Origin of the sequence: Flavobacterium chungangensis, from assembly GCF_042654045.1 — a bacterium.
Classification (GTDB): Bacteria; Bacteroidota; Bacteroidia; order Flavobacteriales; family Flavobacteriaceae; genus Flavobacterium; species Flavobacterium chungangensis.
Genome location: NZ_JBHSFY010000012.1, coordinates 52,002 through 65,514, shown reverse-complemented (window position 1 = coordinate 65,514; position 13,513 = coordinate 52,002). Strand labels below are relative to the sequence as shown.

The 13,513-nt window shown below is 40.6% G+C and carries 15 protein-coding genes; 14 read left to right on the top strand and 1 reads right to left on the bottom strand.

Going from position 1 to position 13,513, the window contains the following annotated elements:
• Positions 1–12: 12 nt before the first annotated feature.
• Genes ACFO3N_RS17885 through ACFO3N_RS17820 form a run of 14 tightly spaced genes read left to right on the top strand, consistent with a single transcriptional unit; the run spans position 13 to position 12,249 of the window.
• Complete coding sequence (locus tag ACFO3N_RS17885) at positions 13–327, top strand: DUF4133 domain-containing protein (RefSeq protein ID WP_379800001.1); 315 nt, start codon at positions 13–15, stop codon at positions 325–327.
• A gap of 30 nt (positions 328–357) precedes the next feature.
• Positions 358–972: a DNA cytosine methyltransferase gene (locus ACFO3N_RS17880; RefSeq protein ID WP_379799999.1), complete on the top strand. Its 615-nt coding sequence runs from the start codon at positions 358–360 to the stop codon at positions 970–972.
• 31 nt (positions 973–1,003) lie between these two features.
• A complete protein-coding gene (locus tag ACFO3N_RS17875) occupies positions 1,004–3,472 on the top strand; it encodes a TraG family conjugative transposon ATPase (protein WP_379799997.1) in 2,469 nt (822 codons plus the stop codon).
• A gap of 12 nt (positions 3,473–3,484) precedes the next feature.
• Positions 3,485–4,168 (top strand): conjugal transfer protein TraI, encoded by a 684-nt coding sequence (locus ACFO3N_RS17870; RefSeq protein WP_379799995.1) that lies wholly within the window; start codon positions 3,485–3,487, stop codon positions 4,166–4,168.
• Between the two features lie 16 nt (positions 4,169–4,184).
• On the top strand, positions 4,185–4,802 hold the full coding sequence (locus tag ACFO3N_RS17865; protein WP_379799993.1) for a hypothetical protein: 618 nt from the start codon (positions 4,185–4,187) through the stop codon (positions 4,800–4,802).
• 10 nt (positions 4,803–4,812) lie between these two features.
• Positions 4,813–5,448 carry a TerB family tellurite resistance protein gene (locus ACFO3N_RS17860; protein WP_379799991.1) on the top strand — a complete coding sequence of 212 codons (636 nt, stop codon included), beginning with the start codon at positions 4,813–4,815 and terminating at the stop codon, positions 5,446–5,448.
• Positions 5,449–5,452: 4 nt separating this feature from the next.
• Positions 5,453–6,664, top strand: a complete 1,212-nt coding sequence (gene traJ, locus ACFO3N_RS17855) for a conjugative transposon protein TraJ (protein ID WP_379799989.1) — start codon at positions 5,453–5,455, stop codon at positions 6,662–6,664.
• A gap of 23 nt (positions 6,665–6,687) precedes the next feature.
• A complete protein-coding gene (traK, locus tag ACFO3N_RS17850; protein WP_379799987.1) occupies positions 6,688–7,296 on the top strand; it encodes a conjugative transposon protein TraK in 609 nt (202 codons plus the stop codon).
• Between the two features lie 6 nt (positions 7,297–7,302).
• Complete coding sequence (locus tag ACFO3N_RS17845) at positions 7,303–7,560, top strand: hypothetical protein (RefSeq protein ID WP_379799985.1); 258 nt, start codon at positions 7,303–7,305, stop codon at positions 7,558–7,560.
• A gap of 10 nt (positions 7,561–7,570) precedes the next feature.
• Positions 7,571–8,860 carry a conjugative transposon protein TraM gene (gene traM / locus ACFO3N_RS17840; protein ID WP_379799983.1) on the top strand — a complete coding sequence of 430 codons (1,290 nt, stop codon included), beginning with the start codon at positions 7,571–7,573 and terminating at the stop codon, positions 8,858–8,860.
• A gap of 11 nt (positions 8,861–8,871) precedes the next feature.
• Complete coding sequence (traN, locus tag ACFO3N_RS17835) at positions 8,872–9,714, top strand: conjugative transposon protein TraN (protein ID WP_379799981.1); 843 nt, start codon at positions 8,872–8,874, stop codon at positions 9,712–9,714.
• Between the two features lie 36 nt (positions 9,715–9,750).
• Complete coding sequence (locus tag ACFO3N_RS17830) at positions 9,751–10,914, top strand: hypothetical protein (RefSeq protein ID WP_379799979.1); 1,164 nt, start codon at positions 9,751–9,753, stop codon at positions 10,912–10,914.
• 25 nt (positions 10,915–10,939) lie between these two features.
• The gene (locus ACFO3N_RS17825; protein WP_379799974.1) at positions 10,940–11,965 is read left to right on the top strand and encodes a hypothetical protein; all 1,026 of its coding nucleotides are present in this window, start codon (positions 10,940–10,942) and stop codon (positions 11,963–11,965) included.
• A complete protein-coding gene (locus ACFO3N_RS17820; protein WP_379799972.1) occupies positions 11,965–12,249 on the top strand; it encodes a hypothetical protein in 285 nt (94 codons plus the stop codon). Before ACFO3N_RS17825 ends, ACFO3N_RS17820 begins: the two co-directional genes overlap by 1 nt.
• A 467-nt stretch (positions 12,250–12,716) precedes the next feature.
• Here ACFO3N_RS17820 and ACFO3N_RS17815 read toward each other — a convergent pair whose 3' ends face one another.
• On the bottom strand, positions 12,717–13,484 hold the full coding sequence (locus tag ACFO3N_RS17815; protein ID WP_379799970.1) for an SDR family NAD(P)-dependent oxidoreductase: 768 nt from the start codon (positions 13,482–13,484) through the stop codon (positions 12,717–12,719).
• Positions 13,485–13,513 lie beyond the last annotated feature (29 nt).

Sequence of the window (13,513 nt, the reverse complement as noted above, 5' to 3'; positions counted from 1 at the left end):
CGATAACTGGTCATGAGCAGCAGTGTTTACCAGATCAACAAAGGAATCAACAAAAGCATAGAATTCAAAGGACTTAAGGCGCAGTACATCTGGTATCTGGGCGGAGGCGTTGTCGCACTTATGATTGTCTTTGCCATGCTGTATATCATTGGCCTTCCTTCGCTGCTATGCGTTGGACTTATAGGTGCGGCAGGCGGTTTTCTTATCTTCAAGATTTACAGGATGAGCAATAAGTATGGGGAGCACGGCATGATGAAAGCACTGGCCGCAAAACAGATTCCGAAGTGCATTAAGGCATACAGCAGGGCCGCATTTACAAAGTTATAGCTATGGAACGTTAAACTAGAATTATGATGTATGAAAGTCTTAAACTTATATGCCGGAATTGGCGGCAACAGAAAAAACTGGACAGATGTATCAGTGACGGCTGTTGAGCTGGATCCGCTGCTGGCTTCCCTATATGCACAGCAATTTCCAGATGACAATATAATAGCTGCCGATGCGCACCAGTATCTTTTAGATCATTTTCGCGAATTTGATTTTATCTGGTCTTCTCCGCCCTGCCAGTCGCACTCCTCTTTCAGGCAGAATATCTGCGTGAGATTCAGAGGCACTGCCCCAGTCTACCCTGATATGAGGCTTTATCAGGAAATACTGTTTCTAAAACATAATGCCTCATGCTGCTGGGCAGTTGAGAATGTCAAACCGTACTATAAACCTCTGATTGAACCCGATGCGGTACTGCATCGCCATTTGTTCTGGTCAAATTTTACAATACCTGCAATTGAGAGTCTTTCAGACATAAAGATCAGGCATGCGCAGATTCCTGAGCTTGAAAAAGCATTAGGATTCAGCCTGAAGGAATTCAAACTCAAGAATAAAAGACAGATTCTCCGCAACTGCGTGAATCCAAAACTTGGACTGCATATTCTGGAAACGGCAAAAAGTTGCATATGCTTCCAGCAGTTATAAGCTGTTAAACAATAAGTAAAATACGTAAAAGATGAAAAAGGAGATGGAGGGAATACTGCCGATAATGGCAGTGGAACATGATTGCATTTTATCAAAACAGGGAGATGCAACAATAGTTTTTAAAGCGGAACTTCCTGAGATTTTTACCTTATCCGATCAGGAGTACGAAGCTTTTCACCAGTCATGGATCAAAGCCATTAAAGTTCTTCCAAAGTTCTGTGTATTTCATAAACAGGACTGGTTTTTAGAAAGTGCCTATAAAGCTGATTTCACAGGAGATGACAGCAGTTTTTTAACCAGGAGCAGTGAGCGTTATTTTAACGAAAGACCCTTTCTGGAGCATTCCTGTTATATTATGCTGACCAAGAAACCGCAGGGAAGAAAGAGTTCAAGCTCCCTTTTTTCTAATCTGCTCAGAAGCTCCATTGTTCCCGAAGATGTTCTAAGCCCGCAGCTTCTTGAGGATTTTGAAGATGCCTGCGGACAGTTCAAGAGAATTATGGAAGACGGCGGTTTTGTCAAGCTGGCCAGACTGAAAAATGAAGCGCTTAAAAGCGAGAGCAGAAAAATTGGGCTAATCGAAAAGTACTGTTTCTTATCTGAAAAGGAAGATTCATTTGTTTTTAATGATATCAAATTTGATGAAGGTTTATCAGTCGGCGACAAGCACTGCCAGCTTTTCACTTTGGGAGATGCCGCTGATCTGCCGGCGTTATGCGGATCGAGAATCAACTTTGACCGTTATTCGACGGATAAAACCAAGTTCAGTGTCGGCTTTGCCTCCACTCTCGGCCAGCTCTTATCCTGCAGCCACATTTATAATCAGTACCTGTTTATTGAAGATGCCCAGAAAACAATCCAAAAGCTGGAAAGCAAAAGGTTAAGGCTTCAGTCTTTATCAGCCTACAGCAGGGAAAATATGATTGCAAGGGACGCAGCGAATGACTTTTTAAATGAAGCTGTTTCCCAGCAGAGACTTCCCGTTAAGGCCCATTTTAATGTCTTATGCTGGAGCACGAATAAAGAGGAGCTTAAGGATATTAAAAACAAAGTCTCCTCTGCCCTTGCCCAGATGGATGCGGCGGCTAAGCAGGAAACTGTAGGAGCCCCGCAGATTTACTGGGCGGGAATCCCGGGAAACGCGGCGGACTTCCCCATGAATGATACCTTTGATACTTTCACCGAGCAGGCGGTCTGCTTTCTGAATATGGAGACAGGCTACAGATCATCGCTGAGTCCCTGCGGCATAAGACTCGGCGACCGCCTAACGGGAAAACCGGTTCATGTGGACATCAGCGATGAACCTGTTAAAATGGGAATCTGCACCAACAGAAACAAATTCATTCTGGGGCCTTCGGGAAGCGGCAAGTCCTTTTTTACCAATCACATGGTGAGAAGCTATTACGAACAGGGAACCCATATTGTACTGGTGGATGTCGGGCACAGCTATAAGGGGCTCTGCGATATGGTCAGCGGCTACTATTTCACCTATGATGAAAAAAGTCCTATCCGTTTTAATCCTTTTTATATTTCAGAGGGCGACAATCTGGATACTGAGAAAAAAGAAAGCATTAAAACCCTGCTGCTTGCACTCTGGAAAAAAGACGATGAAACTTTTAACCGAAGCGAGTATGTGGCGCTTTCCAATGCACTTCAGCTGTATTACGAAAAGATGGAATCTAATGCTGCCATCTTTCCATGTTTTAACAGCTTTTATGAATTTTTAAAAGATGATTTTGTTGCCATTCTGGAAAGCGACAAGGTTAAAGAAAAAGACTTTGACGTAAATAATTTTCTCTATGTGCTGCGTCCTTATTACAAAGGAGGCGAGTTTGACTATCTCTTGAATGCTATAGAAAATTTAAACCTTTTGAAGGAGAGATTTATAGTATTTGAACTTGACAATATCAAGGACCATCCGATCCTTTTTCCAGTGGTAACCATCATCATCATGGAAGTCTTTATCAGCAAGATGCGCAAGCTGAAAGGCATCCGAAAGATGATCTTAATAGAGGAAGCCTGGAAAGCTATTGCCAAGGAAGGGATGGCAGAATATTTACGGTACTTATTCAAGACCGTTCGTAAATTCTTTGGAGAAGCTATAGTAGTGACCCAGGAGGTGGAAGATATTATTTCTTCACCTGTAGTGAAACAGGCTATCATCAATAACAGTGACTGCAAGATCCTGCTGGACCAGAGCAAGTACCAGAATAAATTTGAACAGATACAGGAACTTCTCGGCCTTACCGACAAAGAAAAAGCACTGGTGCTTTCGGTAAATAAAGCCAATGATCCCGCAAAGAAATACAAGGAGGTTTTTATCTCTCTGGGAGGAATGCTTTCAAAGGTTTACAGGACAGAGGTGTCGCTGGAGGAATATCTTGCCTACACAACCGAGGAAAGCGAGAAAGTGAAAATGAACGCGTACGCCCAAAAGTTCGGCGGCGACATCAAAAAGGGAATTGCCGCTATGGCTCAGGAAATGCGAAATGGAAATTAATGAAAAGGAAATATGAAAACAAAAATCACGGCCTGTCTGATCTGCCTGCTGCTTATCGGCACTCCGGCCAGACCTGCTGAAAAAACTGCGGCACTGCCCATTCTTGAAATAGTAAAAGCAGTAACCAAAAAAGTAATTAAGGCAATCGATCTGCGGATCCAGAAACTGCAGAATAAAACGATATGGCTTCAGAACGCGCAGAAGCAGGTCGAAAATGTCCTCTCTAAATTAAAACTGGACGAAATCTCAGGCTGGACGCAGAAACAGAAAGATCTCTATAAAGGATATTATGAAGAGCTGGCGAAGGTAAAATCCATTATCACCTATTACCAGAGGATAAAGGAAATTACAAAAAAACAGACAAGGCTCGTCGAAGAATATGAAAGAGCGTGGAATCTTTTTAAAAGAGACACTCATTTTAAAGAAAGTGAGATTACTTACATGGAGCGTGTCTACACCGGAATACTGGAGGAAAGCGTAAAGAATATTGACCAGATCTTTTTGATCTTGGAATCCTTCACAACCCAGATGAGCGATCTGAAAAGACTTGAAATAATCAATAAAGCCGGGGACCAGATTGATGCCAATTACGATGACCTGACGATGTTTAACCAGCAGAACATACTGCTGAGCCTGCAGCGGGCTAAAACAGAAGCAGATGTAAACCAAGTGAAAGAATTTTACGGAATTCCATAATTTAAAAGCAATCATCATGAAAAAACTGTTTTTACTACTCTGGGCGGTACTATTATTAACCCAACAAGGGATCCATGGACAGGCAAAGCAGAGAAAGGAGCTCCTGCTTCAGATTGCTGCGCTTCAGGTGTATATCGACTATGCTAAAAAAGGATATTCCGCTGTTTCAAAGGGGCTCCATTTTATTGGTGATGCCAAAAAAGGCGAAGTAAATCTGCACAGTGATTATTTCACATCGCTTTTAAAAATTAATCCAAAAGTCAAAAACTATTATAAAACTGCTGAAATTATTTCAATGCAGTTCAAAATAATGAAAATCTGTAAAAGGACTTTAGCTGATTTAAAAACAGCAGATTTATTTCATGGCGGCGAACTGGATTATATTGAGCGTTCTTTCGAAAGGTTGCTGCAGAACTGCAGCGATACACAGGAACAGCTTCTGGCAGTAACTACCGATGCCAAATTAGAACTCAAGGACAACCAGAGAATTGAACGTATTGATGCGCTGCATGAAACAATGCTGGAAGATTACAATTTCTGCATCTCTTTCAGCAATGATGCCAGACTGCTGTCTGTATCCAAGACAGCAGAAAAAAAAGACTCTAAAAATACAAGCGTTGTTTACGGATTATAAATTAAAAATCATGAAAAAAATACTGGTTTTAGGGCTGGTTATCTGCTTTTCGATTACTCCTGAGAAAGCACATGCGCAGTCAGCAGAGATACAGCAGCTGATCCTCAACATTGAAAAACTATCGCAGTTCAAAAAGATTCTCAGCGACATGAAAAAGGGATATGAGCTGCTTTCAGGAGGATACCAGACCGTTAAGGATATGTCGCAGGGAAATTTCAGTCTTCACAAAACTTTTTTAGACGCCCTGATGCAGGTGAGCCCGATGGTAAAAAATTACAAAAAAGTCACAGACATTATCAATTATCAGATCCTGCTGGTAAAAGAAAGCAGGAACGGACTGAGCAGATTCTCAAAAAGCGGGAACTTCAATGAAAAGGAGCTGAAGTACTTTGAATCCGTTTACGGCAATCTTCTGAACCTGAGCCTTCGCAATCTTGATGAGCTTACTATGGTGGTTACAGCAGACAAGCTGAGAATGTCAGATGATGAAAGACTTGAAGCGGTTGATACTATTTTTCTTGAGATGCAGGATAAACTCGTGTTTCTGCGGGATTTTAATGCTACTTCTAACATACTGCTGCTGCAGAGGGCAAAAGAAAAAAATGATGTGCTTGCTTCTAAAAGCCTTCAGCAATTAAAAAATTAAGGATATGAAACTTTCATTAAAAAACAAAAGCAGCATTCCTTTTATGGTTCTGTTCCTGCTTCCTTTTTTGACAAGGGCTCAGGGATTAGGCGATGATATGCAGAGCCTTCATTCCGTATTAGACCAGCTTTACGATGAAATGATGCCTTTGTGCAGCAATCTTCTGGCAGTGGGACAGGGAATTGCAGGATTCGGAACCATCTGGTATATCGCCTCCAGAGTATGGAGGCATATCGCAAGCGCCGAACCGATTGATTTCTATCCGCTGTTCCGTCCCTTTGTAATCGGGTTCTGCATCATGATTTTCCCATCTGTCCTTGCTCTTATCAACGGGGTTATGAAACCCACAGTTACGGCAACTGCCGCTATGGTCACAGGCTCCAATAATGCAGTTGCAGTATTATTAAAAGAAAAAGAAAAGGCAGTTAAAGAAACAGACCCCTGGAAAATGTATGTCGGTGCGGCGGGCGCCGGGGACCGGGACAGATGGTATAAATACACCCATGACGGAGCCGACCCATCAGATGAGAGCATGCTGGCAGGAATTGGCAATGACATCAAATTTGCAATGGAAAAGGCTTCCTACAGTTTTAGAAACTCAGTCAAGGAATGGCTGAGCGAGGTACTGAGAGTTTTGTTCGAGGCCGCGGCTTTATGCATTGATACTCTCCGGACATTTCAGCTGGTAGTCCTCTCGATCCTGGGGCCTCTTGTTTTTGGAATAGCGGTCTTTGACGGATTCCAGCATACCCTTACGGTTTGGCTGGCCAGATATATCAATATTTATCTGTGGCTGCCGGTTGCCAATATATTTGGCAGCATTATAGGCAAGATTCAGGAACTTATGCTCAAACTGGATCTTTCCCAGGTGCAGGCTACCGGTGATACCTTTTTCAGCAGGACCGATATGTCTTACCTTATTTTTATGATAATCGGCATTATAGGGTACTTCACTGTGCCGTCGGTTGCCAATTACATAGTCCATGCGGGAGGCGGTGGGGCTCTGGCCCAGAAAACCACAACCCTATTCAGCACCTCAGCAAGTTCAGCGGTTTCCAAGACATCGCAGGGAACCGCAATGGTTCTGGATTCAATGGGAAATGCCGCTGGAAGGATGTCGCAGAGCATGTCTGCCTCCTCCTCCTCTGCTCCTTATTTTGAGGAGAAAGGAAATTATATGAGCGAGAGGCTCAAAGGAAATTCAAAACAAACTTAAATGATCCGCTCATGTTCACTAAAATGAAAAATATAGACACTGCATTTAAATATGTGAGAGGATTTACCTTACTGGTTATTTTATGCTGCGCTGTGATCTGCTGCTACACTGTAAGCAGAAGCTTTCAGACTGTCAGCCGCATGCAGGATAAAATATATATCCTGGCGGCTGGAAAAGCTTTGGAAGCATATGCGTCGGACAGAAAGGATAATGTGCCTGTTGAAGCACGAGATCATATTAAAACTTTTCACCAGTTTTTCTTTACCCTGGATCCGGATGATAAGGTCATTAAAACCAATGTCTCTAAAGCGCTGTATCTGGCGGACGAAAGCGCGAAAAGGATTTATGATGACCTGAAAGAAAACGGCTTTTATTCCGGGATTATTTCAGGAAATATAAGCCAGACCATCCAGATTGACAGTGTAACTGTCGACACACGGGACTATCCCTACCGCTTTAAATGTTTCTCAAGGCAGAACATCATCAGAACCACCAGCATTTTAAAAAGAAGCCTGGTTACCGAAGGAAGCCTGCGCAATGTATCAAGAAGCGACAACAATCCGCATGGTTTTTTAATCGAACGTTTCAATACGATTGAAAACAGAGATCTGACTGTTGAAAACCGAAAATGACGGGTTATGAAATCACTGTTTAAAAAACGGGAAACTCCATTCACATACCATAGGCACTATCTATCTGTCCAAAAAAAATGGTCAGAAAAAATGAGTGGTCTCGCGGAAGGGTGTTCAAAGAGAAAGCTCATTTTTCTTCTCAGCCTATTTGTTATCCTATCAGCAGGCTATCTTATTTATAACCTCTATAATGCCTTTTCAGGAAAGGAAGCCCAGAAGGCAAAAATTTCAGAGCAGACTGCAAAAATTAAAATAATCCATTAAACCTAGAAACATGGAAAACAAGACAATATCAATTAAAGAAGCCAAAAAACGTAAAATGCTTCTGGTTCTGCCGGTAATAACACTGCCTTTTATTACCATTCTTTTTTACATCCTTGGAGGGGGAAGAATGGAAGCCGCAGCGGCTGAAAATGAAATAAAGAAAGGATTTAATTTTAAACTCCCGCTGCCAAATTTCAAAGAAGATTCTTCTTTGGATAAAATGAGCTACTATGACAAGGCAGCTGTAGATTCCATCAAACTTCAGGAGCAGATCAAAAAAGATCCCAACTATTCCAATCAAAAAGTTCTTGAAGAATCTTTGAAGGAGTTCTCGGAACTGGATTTTGCCTCCCAGAGTTTTTCAAAAAAAAGAAGCAGCTTGAATGCATTGGCCACGCAGGACAAAAACGAGCAGAAAATCTACGAAAAGCTGCAGCTGCTCCAGAAAACCATCAGCCAGCCTGCACCGGCTAAAAATTACGGGCAGGATATGAGGGAGTTTGAAAACTACGGTTCATCAAATGAAGCATCTGCCCAGATTAAGAACTTGGAACAGATGATGTCCGCAATGGGCGAAACTCAGCCGGACCCGGAACTGCAGCAGCTCGGAGGCATGCTGGAAAATATCCTGGATATCCAGCATCCTTCAAGAGTGCAGGAACGTTTAAAACAGAATTCCGAACAAAAAAAAGGAAAAGTTTATTCCGCAGTCCCTAAAAAAACGGCGGACAATATTACTTCTCTCCAAGAAAATGAAATACCTGCCGAGCCCTTTAAATTGAACGCTTTTTTCACGGCAGATGAGGATTTAAATCCAGATCATCAGCAGAATGCACTTGAAGCTGCCGTGCACGAAACACAGACCATTGTAAATGGATCAGTAATTAAACTAAGGCTCACTGCCGATATTACACTTCAGGGAAGAACAATACCGAAAAACACTTTTTTATACGGCATGGCGGCATTGAAAGGTGAAAGGCTTGAAATAAAGATAGAAAACCTCCAGCATCATGGCTCTATTTTCCCGGTGCAGCTCTCGGTCTTTGATATGGACGGAATTGAGGGCATATATATTCCGGGGGCCATTAACAGGGATGCGGCTAAGGCATCTGCCGACCGCTCGATTCAGACACTAGGACTTACCGGTGTTACTGATTCATGGGGAGCACAGGCTGCGGGAATGGGCATTGAGGCGGCCAAAAGTCTTATGAGCAAAAAGGTAAAACTCATAAAAGTTGTGGTAAAAGCAGGATACAAGGTGCTGTTATATGATGAAAAACAAAAGGATTTAAAACCATAAAATAGAATAAGATGAAAAGAATTAATTATTTGTTTTTAATGAGTCTGCTGCTGGTTTCTGTTTGGGCTCATCCCCAGCTAAAGAGCAGGGAAACTGTTTTTTATCAAGACCACTATGAAAATCTTCAGATCGGCTATTCGAAAACTACCAGCATCGTTTTTCCCTACCCGATTAAAAGCATCGATAAAGGGAGTACAGATGTTCTGGTGCAGAAAGCCAAAGGGGTCGAGAATATTCTGCTTGTAAAAGCGGCGAGACAATATTTTTTCCAGACTAACCTGACAGTGGTTACATCTGATGCAAAATTGTATGTATTTGTACTGAACTACAATGAAGACTGCCCTGATCTGAATATAAATGCAGAAAATGCTTTAGCTGCAAGTAAGGAAGTGCTATTTACCCTGGTAAACGAAAATCAGAAAAAAATAGAACAGTCTGCTTCACTGGCATTATCAAAAAAAATAAAGACCAGCGGGTTACAAAAAACTAAGTTTCAGTTAAAACTGGAGGTCAATGGCATTTTTATACATGAGGATGTGCTGTATCTGCGCGTAGTAATTGAGAATAAATCCAAAATCAGCTACGATATCGACCAGCTGCGTTTTTTCATAAGAGACCAGCGAAAATCAAAACGAACTGCCTCGCAGGAAATTGAGATCCAGCCGCTGTACTGCACTTCATCATCTGCGGTGATTCCTGATAAGTCTGAAGTAGTAAAAGTTTTTGCACTGGAGAAATTTACCATTCCCGACAATAAGCTTTTAACGCTCCAGCTGCAGGAAAAGAATGGCGGACGCCACTTAGAGGTTAATATTAAAAAAAATCTGGCCGATAAAGTAATCCCGCTGCCATAATCCCGGCACCATCCTAAAAAACTTAAAAAGCAGCTTATGAATATAAATATCAATGAAACCGAAATGCTGTTAAGCTTTGCAGAGGAAATGGCTTCACTAGGCTATCGCTATGCCGCCCACCCTGTTAATCTATCAGCTGACAGCGATAATATTGCTTTTTTCAGGACATCAATGGGCGCAGAGGACCATTGTCTGGTGGGGGTTAATGATATCGACTATTTTAAGAGCGTGCCGATCGATTCGCTTATAAATGATTTAAAGACAGTCATGCAGAGCGGAATTGATCTGTACAGCAATCAGAAACTTGATCTTACGGAGTTTGTCCGTCTGTCAAGAGAAAACAAGGAATTACCAGAAAATAACTTAAATACAAATATTATGAATGAGAATAATTTAAATTACCTGAAAGACCAGCTGAAATATACTGGATTTGGAGAAACTTTCGATGCTGAATTGAGAGAAAACATGCTGAAAGGAGATAAGGATTTTAAAATCATGCACACCGGCATTATGAACAATGGCGTTCCAAACAGAGACACCGTAACGGTTGAGCTGAACTTCAAGAAGTCAGACCAGACTGATATGTACTTTTTTAATTCCTATCGTGTGAATCTTCAGAAAGAAGAAAACAGGCAGGGACTGCAGCAGACCTTTTACATCAATAATGATGCAACCAGCATTACACTCAAAGAAGCCTATAATTTAATGGAAGGCCGTTCGGTGAATAAAGATCTTAAAACTAAAGAAGGAGAAAGCTACAATTCTTGGTTAAAATTCGATTTTAAACAGACAGACAATTCCGGAAATTTTAAGATCAGCCACTATCATCAGAATTACGGCTATGATCTGGAAGCCAGTCTTGAGAAGCACTCCATAAAAGAACTCAGTACGCCGCAATACAAGGAAGACCTTATGAACTCCCTTAAAAAAGGAAACCTTCAGTCTGTGACTTTTGTTGTCAGCGGCGTCGAGAGCAAAATGTTCGTAGAAGCAAATCCTCAGTTTAAGACTCTTAATGTATATGATGGAAACCTCCAGCGCATCAATCATCGAGAAAGCAAGGAAGAGAAAAAATCAGAAGGAGAAAAAACTTCAGAAAAACAATCTGATAAAAAACAGTCTGAGAGCACTGACGAGAACAGTGAAATCCCTTCGGCGAACAAACAAAAAAAAAGAAGACAGCAGTCTAATTCGGTTTAGAGATTTTTAAATTATTAAAGTTTAGATGATGAACCCGCAGTTTCCCGTAAATAGAGTAGAAATGGAATTCAGCCAATGGAAAGCAAGAGAGGAGCGTTTCAATACGCTCTTCTCAATTACTCCGGCTAAAAACAGATCTTTATTGGCCGAGAAACTGCGCCAGTTCGAGAGAATCAGAACAAAATACAGATCTTCAAAAAATATTGAGGAGCAGCATACGCTTCGAATCCTTAAAATGGAGATCCAAAGGATGTCAAAACAATTATATCCAAGTTTCATTTCACGTATCCTGAGGAAAATAATCACCAGCACGCAAAATCAGCTTTCACTCCGCAGTGAGGCAAAAAAAGACGAAAGAAACTTCAATTCGCTTAACGAAGAAGTGCAGCGTATCGGCTTTCCTGATTTATCCGAAAAATTAAAAAATCTTATTGACAAGGAACAGGAAAATTTCAGCATTCCTCTATCCTACTACCTTAATGAAAAAGAAAAGATCACTCATACCCTTTCCTTTTCAAAAAATGCTGAAGGGCATTTTGAACTTGATGGATTTAAAAGCAGCCTGCAGAATAATTCTAGACCAGAAGACATCAGGGAATATTATTTTAAAAATGCGCTGGAAAACAATTTTAAGGTGAATGAAGCTTATAATTTATTGTCAGGCCGTTCTGTAGAGCATAACCAATCATGGTTTCAGCTCGACTTTAATGATAGAGACGCTTCGGGCAGTTATCACTTAAAAGAATTTCGAAATGAATATGCTTATGATTTAGAAAAGACTTTAAAGGCCATTCCTTTAAAAGAGATATCTAATACATATGAAATGGAGAAACTAAAACATGCTTTAAGGCAGGGTGACAGCGTATCTGCTGTGCTGATTAAGAATGGAAGAGAAAATCAGGTTTATATAGAGGCCAATCCGCAGTTTAGATCATTGAATATCTATGACCAGCATTTTCGTAAAATCCAGAAAGCTTCATCAAAAAACCAGGCAGCAGCATTGCCGAAACAATCTGTCCAAAAAGGAATAAAATCTAAAATGCAGCAGTGATGGAACAATTAAACCCTTTAACTGAATTCTTTAGATCGATAGAAAAAGACCAGCGCATCAGCATTACCCATATCGGCATTTTTGCGGCACTGCTTCAATTCAGGGCAAATGAAGGCAACATCAATCCTATAAAAGCCTACAGGCATGAAATTATGAAAATAGCAAAAATAACCGGTCCTGCCACGTATCACAGGTGCATAAAGGATTTAAATCAATACGGTTATATAAACTATATCCCTAAAAGAAATAGAAACCAGAAAAGCGTCATTTATTTTATTGTTTAAAATTGGAGCTGATATTTTTTGTATTGCAAAAATCAGATCAGTTTTTGATAAATATTCAGTAATTTAAATTTTATGGCAAAATTGTGGTACATGATATTTGGAGCTGCTTTCAATTTTGCCACAAAAAGTCAAGGATGTTTTAATATAAGGCTTTAACGATTTGTTTTTGGTGCTGCAATTACTCTGATCCCCGACAGGACGTCCAAACCAAATTATTGAAGCCATTCAATTACACGCCTTCATATAGTAAGCCAAACTCTTTAAATCTTCCATAAAATTTATAGAAATTTGTCCAGTCGAGGTCACAAAGCCAAAAGGCGCCAATTGAAGACAATTGGCGCCATTTTTTATTATCCTATAATAACTTAACTCGTTTTTGTTGATTAAAAAAAACCTTTGGATTGATAAAACTAACGCATAAAAAACCATTCTAAACCAGCCGAACAGCTTTTCTGCTATCAATGTAATTATATCCTATATCCGCCCGAAACTTCTATTCGCTGCGCATTAATCCATTTGGAATCATCAGAACAAAGAAAGGCTACTACACTTCCAATATCATCAGGCAAGCCGACTCTTGCTAAAGCAGTTTCAGAAGCCAGATGTTTATTCAAATCTGAAATATCACGTACAACACCCCCGCCAAAATCAGTTTCAATGGCCCCTGGAGCAACAGAATTAACTCTTATTTTTCTGCTTCCCAATTCCAAAGCCTGGTATCTTGATAATGAATCGACTGCCGCTTTCATCGCGCCATAAACAGAATATCCAGCAAAAGAAAATCTTGCCAGACCGGAAGACGTGTTCACGATGCTGCTGCCTTCATTCAGTAATGGTAATAGTTTTTGAGTTAAGAAATAAGGCCCTTTGAAATGGATATTTGTCATTGCATCCAAAATTTCTTCTGTTGTTGTTTCAAAACTTTGGTTAATTCCGATACCCGCATTGTTTACCAGCGCATCTAATTTTGCAGAAGAAAATTGAGCATCTAAAACATCTTTTACTTCAGTTACAAATTGGTCAAAACCGGCAGTTGAAGAAATATCCAAAGGCAATGAAAACGCTTTTTGTCCAATAGTTTCAATTTCTTTTACCACCTGGTCCGCAAATTCTTTTTTGGTCTGATAGGTAAGGATGATATCAAATCCTTTTTTCGCCAGCTGTAAAGCCGAATCTTTTCCAAGTCCACGGCTTGCGCCCGTTACTAATGCTATTTTATTTTGATTGTTTGACATTTTTTATTGTTTTTAACTTTATGTATTTT

Excerpts from the sequence above, each read along its gene's own strand:
- ACFO3N_RS17885 (WP_379800001.1), top strand. The coding sequence starts at position 13 with ATGAGCAGCAGTGTTTACCAGATCAACAAAGGAATCAACAAAAGCATA.
- ACFO3N_RS17880 (WP_379799999.1), top strand. The coding sequence starts at position 358 with ATGAAAGTCTTAAACTTATATGCCGGAATTGGCGGCAACAGAAAAAAC.
- ACFO3N_RS17875 (WP_379799997.1), top strand. The coding sequence starts at position 1,004 with ATGAAAAAGGAGATGGAGGGAATACTGCCGATAATGGCAGTGGAACAT.
- ACFO3N_RS17870 (WP_379799995.1), top strand. The coding sequence starts at position 3,485 with ATGAAAACAAAAATCACGGCCTGTCTGATCTGCCTGCTGCTTATCGGC.
- ACFO3N_RS17865 (WP_379799993.1), top strand. The coding sequence starts at position 4,185 with ATGAAAAAACTGTTTTTACTACTCTGGGCGGTACTATTATTAACCCAA.
- ACFO3N_RS17860 (WP_379799991.1), top strand. The coding sequence starts at position 4,813 with ATGAAAAAAATACTGGTTTTAGGGCTGGTTATCTGCTTTTCGATTACT.
- traJ (WP_379799989.1), top strand. The coding sequence starts at position 5,453 with ATGAAACTTTCATTAAAAAACAAAAGCAGCATTCCTTTTATGGTTCTG.
- traK (WP_379799987.1), top strand. The coding sequence starts at position 6,688 with ATGAAAAATATAGACACTGCATTTAAATATGTGAGAGGATTTACCTTA.
- ACFO3N_RS17845 (WP_379799985.1), top strand. The coding sequence starts at position 7,303 with ATGAAATCACTGTTTAAAAAACGGGAAACTCCATTCACATACCATAGG.
- traM (WP_379799983.1), top strand. The coding sequence starts at position 7,571 with ATGGAAAACAAGACAATATCAATTAAAGAAGCCAAAAAACGTAAAATG.
- traN (WP_379799981.1), top strand. The coding sequence starts at position 8,872 with ATGAAAAGAATTAATTATTTGTTTTTAATGAGTCTGCTGCTGGTTTCT.
- ACFO3N_RS17830 (WP_379799979.1), top strand. The coding sequence starts at position 9,751 with ATGAATATAAATATCAATGAAACCGAAATGCTGTTAAGCTTTGCAGAG.
- ACFO3N_RS17825 (WP_379799974.1), top strand. The coding sequence starts at position 10,940 with ATGATGAACCCGCAGTTTCCCGTAAATAGAGTAGAAATGGAATTCAGC.
- ACFO3N_RS17820 (WP_379799972.1), top strand. The coding sequence starts at position 11,965 with ATGGAACAATTAAACCCTTTAACTGAATTCTTTAGATCGATAGAAAAA.
- ACFO3N_RS17815 (WP_379799970.1), bottom strand. The coding sequence starts at position 13,484 with ATGTCAAACAATCAAAATAAAATAGCATTAGTAACGGGCGCAAGCCGT.